6 protein-coding genes are annotated in these 6,795 nt (G+C 37.4%); all 6 read left to right on the top strand.

The features are described from left to right. Window positions 1-253: 253 nt before the first annotated feature. The 6 genes from ACN6OV_RS02695 to ACN6OV_RS02670 all read left to right on the top strand — a co-directional run bounded on the left by ACN6OV_RS02695 (window position 254) and on the right by ACN6OV_RS02670 (window position 6,274). On the top strand, window positions 254-559 hold the full coding sequence (locus tag ACN6OV_RS02695) for a hypothetical protein (RefSeq protein ID WP_427949429.1): 306 nt from the start codon (window positions 254-256) through the stop codon (window positions 557-559). 157 nt (window positions 560-716) lie between these two features. Further along, a complete protein-coding gene (locus tag ACN6OV_RS02690; protein WP_427949427.1) occupies window positions 717-2,090 on the top strand; it encodes an ABC1 kinase family protein in 1,374 nt (457 codons plus the stop codon). A gap of 241 nt (window positions 2,091-2,331) precedes the next feature. Beyond that, window positions 2,332-3,618: an acyl-CoA dehydrogenase family protein gene (locus ACN6OV_RS02685; RefSeq protein WP_427949435.1), complete on the top strand. Its 1,287-nt coding sequence runs from the start codon at window positions 2,332-2,334 to the stop codon at window positions 3,616-3,618. A gap of 30 nt (window positions 3,619-3,648) precedes the next feature. Then, window positions 3,649-4,848: an acyl-CoA dehydrogenase family protein gene (locus ACN6OV_RS02680; RefSeq protein WP_427949433.1), complete on the top strand. Its 1,200-nt coding sequence runs from the start codon at window positions 3,649-3,651 to the stop codon at window positions 4,846-4,848. 93 nt (window positions 4,849-4,941) lie between these two features. Then, entirely contained in the window at window positions 4,942-5,427 is a 486-nt protein-coding gene (locus ACN6OV_RS02675) for a GNAT family N-acetyltransferase (RefSeq protein WP_427949424.1), read from the top strand. 307 nt (window positions 5,428-5,734) lie between these two features. Beyond that, entirely contained in the window at window positions 5,735-6,274 is a 540-nt protein-coding gene (locus ACN6OV_RS02670; protein WP_427949431.1) for a lytic transglycosylase domain-containing protein, read from the top strand. Window positions 6,275-6,795: the final 521 nt, after the last annotated feature.

Below are 6,795 nucleotides of genomic sequence, written 5' to 3'. Positions count from 1 at the left end.
GGTAATTTTCTTAGTCGAAATCTAAATTGTGTTATGTCCTTTTTATTTCAAGAGTTTAGAAAGTTGAGATTCGCGTTTAATACCTTAATTTTATAAATCACGTTCTATCTTTCAAAAATCAAATGCTATAATGCACATGTAAAGCCAAAACTGATGAAAGCTCAATTACTTATAATTTTTCACTTGATCCATGCCTTTAATTTCATAAAATTATCCCCATACATTTTAATAGTTTTATCAATGCGGGGCTCCAATGAGCTACAAGCACAACAACCTAATGGCAATGCGTCAAAGCTATTGGGATGATACCCAGTCACAGAAAGTGAAATTAGAGAAACAATATTTCCAGCAATTGCTTGTTGAGCACAATGTTTTTCCTGATGCCACGTTAGAAAATGCCCGTACCCTATTTTTTAGTTTACCGAGCATCATTATTGTAAAAGGTTATGCTTTGGGATTTACCAATGAGTCGGTACAAAAGTTAATTCATCAACATATCGAATCTCATAAAACTGCACTGATGCAAAATGATACGGTCAAAATTAAGTTCCGACTCTAAAATCATGCCTTGCTGCTTGATTCGTGCCTTTCTTCTATAATGTTTGCATATAGTTACTACAGATTCAGTAAGTTGAACTATTTTAATACGTTAAGAAACGCTAAAATTCGATACAATGTATTTTTCTGCGAATTGCTGATTAAAGGATTTAATTTACATGTCAGATCAGAACGATAAGCTTAAACAGTTAAAAACTTCCTCAATGGATCGTCGCTTATCTATCGCTAAGGCATCCTTACTTGCTGGTACTCGCTGGGCGGCTTCAAACGCAACCTCAATTTTTTCAAATGAAGAGGAAAAAGAGAAAAAGCGCAAGAAGGCCATGAAAGACCAAGCGGAGTACCTCGTCGCAGAAATTGGAAAACTCAAAGGCTCAATTGTAAAAATTGGCCAAATGATGGCGCTGTATGGTGAGCATTTTTTACCAGAAGAAATCACACAAGCCCTCAATACCTTAAATAATCAAACTGTGGCGCTCGCATGGCCTGCCATTAAGGCTCAATTACAAAACCAACTTGGCTCTAAACTCGATGATCTTGTGATTGATCATGAACCACTTGGTACAGCATCTTTAGCACAAGTGCATCGCGCAAAACGTAAATCTGATGGTTTAGAACTGGTACTGAAAATTCAATATCCGGGTGTCGCAGATGCGATTGACTCAGACATGAATTTATTTAAAAACATGCTGAAATTGACTCGAATGGTGCCGCAAACCCGTGAATTCGATCAGTGGTTCGATGAAGTCCGTGAAATGATGCACCGCGAAGTGAATTACAAAATTGAAGCAGAGACTACCCGTCGTTTTGCTGCACGCTTAAAAGAAGATCCTCGTTATATCGTTCCTCAAATTATTGATGGCTATTCAACCAACCAAGTGCTCTGTATGACCTTTGAGCGTGGTGTGCCTATTAACAGCCCGGTTATGCTTTCTCTACCACAAGAGCGTCGTAATGCTTTGGGTGAAGCTTCACTTGAAATTGCCGTACGCGAAATCTTTGAATGGGGCGAAATGCAAACCGACCCGAACTTTGGTAATTACTTGGTTCGCTTAGGTAATGGTACTGACGTTTTGGATAAAATCGTACTCCTCGACTTCGGTGCAATTCGTCAGTTTGATGAGCATTTACTCAGCGTTGCGCGTCATTTAATTACTGCTGGTTATAACCACAATTCAGAACAAATGGTACAAGCCATGACGGGTTATGAATTTTTTGATGAAATTCCACAAAGCATTAAACCTGACATGGCAAAAGTATTTTTATTGGCTACAGAAGCATTTAGTAGCTTAGAAAATAATTCAGATATTCCAAGTGGCGTGATGGATGAACAGCATCGCTATGATTGGAAAAAAAGCCAATTGCATAGCCGTGTAATGCAACAAGCGTCCAAGTCTATGGCCTCCCGCTATTTCTCAGTTCCGCCAAAAGAGTTTATGTTCATTAGCCGTAAATTTATTGGGGCTTATACCTTCATGACGGTGATTGAAGCAAAAACCAATGTTCGTCGTATGATTCAAAAATACCTATAAAGTAATACACTATTCAAGATGACCTGATCGACAACAATGTCAGTCAGGTCAATTTGAAAAAAATCCCACATTTTTTAATTTTAATATTTTTAATAATAATTAATTACTTAACAACCCTTCCTTATTCTCATTGACCGTTTATCTTTGACAATTTTCCATGTCATTTATGACATAGTTTTTCATGCTTTTGCATGTCAGCATAAAAATAGCATTATGCACATGGAAAACAAAAATGACCAATATGGTAAATAAAGCTCAAGGATTTGGCCTCTCGCTGCTGACAAAACTTGCAGGCAGTGATGTACTCGACCAATTTAAACTCCGAAAATTTGTTGAAAAATCCTTATATCAAAGTTCAAAAGCCGGCTTTAAAACATTAAGTCAAACCCAGAAAGCTTTCAAAAAAAATAAAGACATTCATAAACAACGTTTACCCAACCAACAAAAATCTTTATTTGATTTAAATTTGACTGAAGAACAGCAAATGACTGTCGATGCCATGCAGCAATTTTCCACAGAAGTCTTATATCCACTTGCTCATCAAGCCGATCAGGATGAACAATTTCCAGAGCAATTATGGAAACATATACAAGGCTTGGGCCTCAATTATTATGCGTTGCCTGAAGATTTAGGTGGCGTTGCGGCAGAAAAAAATATTATCAGCAATATTCTCATTGCTGAACAACTTGCTGAAGGTGACTTCAGCTTAACAGCAGGACTACTTTCCACGTTTAGCTGTATCAATGCCATGACGCAATGGGGCTCAGAATCGGTGCAATCTACCTACCTTCCCGTCTTTGCTAATGATGCAGACACTATTGCAACTTTTGCAGTGCAAGAAGCAACTGCCGCATTTAATCCTTATCAACTAAAAACCCATGCAGTGGTAGATGGCTCAAACTATAAAATTAATGGTGAAAAAACCTTAGTTTTATTGGGTGAACACGCAGATGTCTTGTTAGTGACAGCTATGCTTAACAGACAACCCGAAGTGTTTGTGGTTAACCGTGATGAAACTATACGTTCAAAAAAATCTCCTGCCATGGGGCTCAAAGCTACCGAAACCGTGACGTTGATATTTGAGCAAACACCCGCACAGCGTCTTGGAGATGATGATTTTGATTATGCCGCATTCATTGATTTAGGTAATTTAATGTGGTGTGCCATGGCCGTTGGTACTGCAACAGCTGTCAAAAAATATTGTATTCAATATACCAATGAACGTACTGCATTCGGCGAACCAATTTCACATCGCCAAAGTGTCGCCTTCATGATTGCAGATATGGCAATAGAAATAGATGCCATGCATATGTTGATCTTGAATGCTGCAAGCTTAGCAGAATCAGGCAAACCTTTTCATCGTGAAGCCTATTTAGCACGTTTACTGTGTGCCGAAAAGGCCATGAAAATCGGCACAGACGGTGTACAAATTTTGGGTGGTCATGGTTTTACCAAAGAGCATCCTGTTGAACGTTGGTATCGTGATCTGCGCGCTGCCGCAATTGTACATTCTGGCTTACACGCCTAAACGCAAATAAAAATAATAAAGGACCTTATGATGAATTTACAAAATCCTAAAAAGTTTAAATTACTCATTGACCAAGCACATGAAGTTGCCTTGAATGTACTGCGCCCGATTTCACGTAAATATGACAAAGCCGAACATGCTTATCCGAAAGAACTTGATATGTTGGCATCCGTTGTCGATGGGATGAATGATGGTGGTGATGGCATGAATGCTGGTGCGGCAGTCAACAAACGTGGCGATGTCGATACTGGCAATAAAAATGGTGTCAACATGTCAACTGCACTGAGCATTATTGAAATGTGTTATGGCGATACAGGTCTACTGCTCAGTATGCCTCGACAAGGTCTAGGAAACTCTGCAATTGCGGCTGTCGCAAATGATGAGCAACTTGAGCGTTTTAATGGAACGTGGGCTGCAATGGCAATCACCGAATCCAACTGTGGTTCAGACTCAGCAGCAATAAGAACCACTGCAACCAAAGACGGCGACGATTACATTTTAAATGGTGAAAAAATCTTTGTAACCTCTGGTGAACGTGCAGATGCTGTAGTGGTTTGGGCGACTTTAGATAAAAAACTCGGTCGTGCTGCTATTAAATCCTTCGTGGTTGAAAAAGGCACTCCCGGCATGACCATTGAACGCCTAGAACACAAACTGGGGATCAAAGCTTCAGATACAGCTGCAATTAGTTTTGTCGACTGTCGTGTACCCACTGCAAACTTATTGGGTCATGCCGAAATTGATGTGGCGAAAGGCTTTGCTGGCGTGATGGAAACCTTTGATAATACACGCCCATTAGTAGCTGCAATGGCTATAGGATGTGCAAAAGCATCCTTAGAACGCATCAAAGAAATCTTTAAAGATGAACTGGATGAATATTATTCAACACCATTTTTACAATGTTCAAATATAGCAGCTCAAATATATCGTATGGAAGCTGACTGGGAAGCTACTCGCTTACTCATGCTTAAAGCTACATGGATGGCAGATAATAAAAAACCCAATTCACGTGAAGCATCTATTGCCAAAGCCAAAGCAGGACGCGTTGGTAATGAAATTACATTAAAATGTGTGGAACTTGCAGCCGCTGTGGGCTATAACGAAGATGAGTTACTCGAAAAATGGTCTCGTGATTCAAAAATTTTAGATATTTTTGAAGGAACTCAGCAAATACAGCAACTTATTATTGCAAGACGTGAATTAGGTAAAAACTCGAGTGAGCTAAAGTAAATCATTATTCAATAAAGTTATTTTCATATATTGAGATGGATTTTCACGCTTTAAAGGTATATAAACAATCCATCTCAATTTCCTATATCTGTCATGTTCAACATTCGCCCCATCCAAGAAAAAGACAACGCCTCACTTGCTGCAATTATTCGAAAAGTCTCCCAAGAATTTGGCTTAGCAGCAGAATCCGGCTTTGCTGTTGCAGATCCTATCTTAGATAATCTTTATGCAGTTTATTCACAACCAAATTCACAATATTGGGTCATTGAAGATGAAAATGGTCAGGTTTTAGGTGGTGGTGGAATTGCGCCATTGCAAGGTGATTTCACATTACTAGAAATACAGAAAATGTACTTTTTACCTGAACTGCGTGGGCATGGTTTTGCGCAAAAAATTTTAGAGCAGTGTTTTGAATTTACTCAAACTCATCATTTTAAAGCTTGTTATTTAGAAACTACTCAATCTCTTTGGCAAGCTGTAAAACTCTATGAGAAATTGGGTTTTCAACATCTCAAAAATCCCAAAGGCAATACTGGACATAGCCATGCTTGTGAAATCTGGATGCTTAAACCGCTTTAAAGCTATCCAACTAAATTTAGAATCAAATAGATATAACGAACATGGCTCTATCTTAGCTATATCTATTCCTTTTACACATACAAAATTTTCAGGAAATAAAAGGTGTTCTTGAGATTTTTTAAATACTATTTTTTGTATATGCACCGATCTAGCATGATTTATAAGCGAATTTTACAATCTAACCCTATTGATACAATGAAGCTAAACTTGACTCAAAAATAAAGACTAAATAAGATCAACCCAACTTATATTTTTGATGGTTTTAATTTTGTTTAAGCATGTTCAATTAAAAAATAATATGACTCAAATGTTGTCTAAAAAGCTAGTCATTAATTCTATTGCTATTTTTATGAGCACAACGATACTCGCTGGATGTTCATCACTTGGCGGTAGCTCTGTATCAAAACGTGCTTCAAAATTATCTACAGGAATTCAAAAAGCTTATGCTGTCCATCCAGATACAGCCAATCGAATTTCTCCTTATATTATTCAAACCGCAGATCAATATGAACTTGACCCCCTGTTGATAGCTGCTGTCATCCGCCAAGAATCAACCTTTAGACCAACAGCCGTTTCTTCTGCTGGAGCTGTCGGCTTAACGCAAGTTATGCCACGTTATTGGCAAGCAACATGTCCAGGTGATTTATATGATGAATTAACCAATATTAATTGTGGTTCTCTTATTCTGACAAAATATAAAAATTCTGCGGGCAGTATTCCTAAGGCATTGGCTTACTATAATGTTGGCCCTACAGCATATAACACCAACAGACAAATGAAAAAACAAGGCAAAAAATATGCAAAACAAGTCGAACAACATCAAGCAAACCTTAAAAGTGCGCTATAGTAAAATTTAGTTCCTAATTTACTATTCTATTAAATCTTCTAAATCCCAACAGAGTACATTTAAATACATTTAAAAATAAAGACTTTGTTGGGTGATTTTGAGTGTGATATTCAATCATTGAACAAAAAATATATTTATAAAGATATTTATAATATAAAGAAAAGTTTAGGCACACAGATAAGTATCAATATTTCGATCAAAGTCAAAAATATAGCTGAATAAATAGTGGTTCAATTAAACTCTGTAAACATCAATTTTAAACCTTCATTTTTAACATTGTTTTGCTACGAAATATAACGCAATCACTTCGAGCGATAACCCTTTGATATATCAAATAAAGCCGCGGTCCAAGCTAAGCACCCTATAGTCTAAAAAGATAAAAATACAGCAAAATAACACCAAGAGTATGAGTAGAAAACCATAACTTTAGAGATGTTTAAGAGCTATTTACTTTGGGGCTTAGGAAGTAAACATATACAAAATGTATGGTAACTTCCTAATATGAAAAGTAAAAATAGATA

The organism is Acinetobacter sp. (genome assembly GCF_050285345.1).
GTDB lineage: Bacteria > Pseudomonadota > Gammaproteobacteria > Pseudomonadales > Moraxellaceae > Acinetobacter.
Note: the sequence above shows the minus strand (reverse complement) of the source record. Positions and strands in the feature narration are given on the sequence as shown.

Bases quoted from the DNA above. Each gene is read 5' to 3' on its own strand.
- ACN6OV_RS02695 (WP_427949429.1), top strand. From the start codon at position 254: ATGAGCTACAAGCACAACAACCTAATGGCAATGCGTCAAAGCTATTGG.
- ACN6OV_RS02690 (WP_427949427.1), top strand. From the start codon at position 717: ATGTCAGATCAGAACGATAAGCTTAAACAGTTAAAAACTTCCTCAATG.
- ACN6OV_RS02685 (WP_427949435.1), top strand. From the start codon at position 2,332: ATGGTAAATAAAGCTCAAGGATTTGGCCTCTCGCTGCTGACAAAACTT.
- ACN6OV_RS02680 (WP_427949433.1), top strand. From the start codon at position 3,649: ATGAATTTACAAAATCCTAAAAAGTTTAAATTACTCATTGACCAAGCA.
- ACN6OV_RS02675 (WP_427949424.1), top strand. From the start codon at position 4,942: ATGTTCAACATTCGCCCCATCCAAGAAAAAGACAACGCCTCACTTGCT.
- ACN6OV_RS02670 (WP_427949431.1), top strand. From the start codon at position 5,735: ATGTTGTCTAAAAAGCTAGTCATTAATTCTATTGCTATTTTTATGAGC.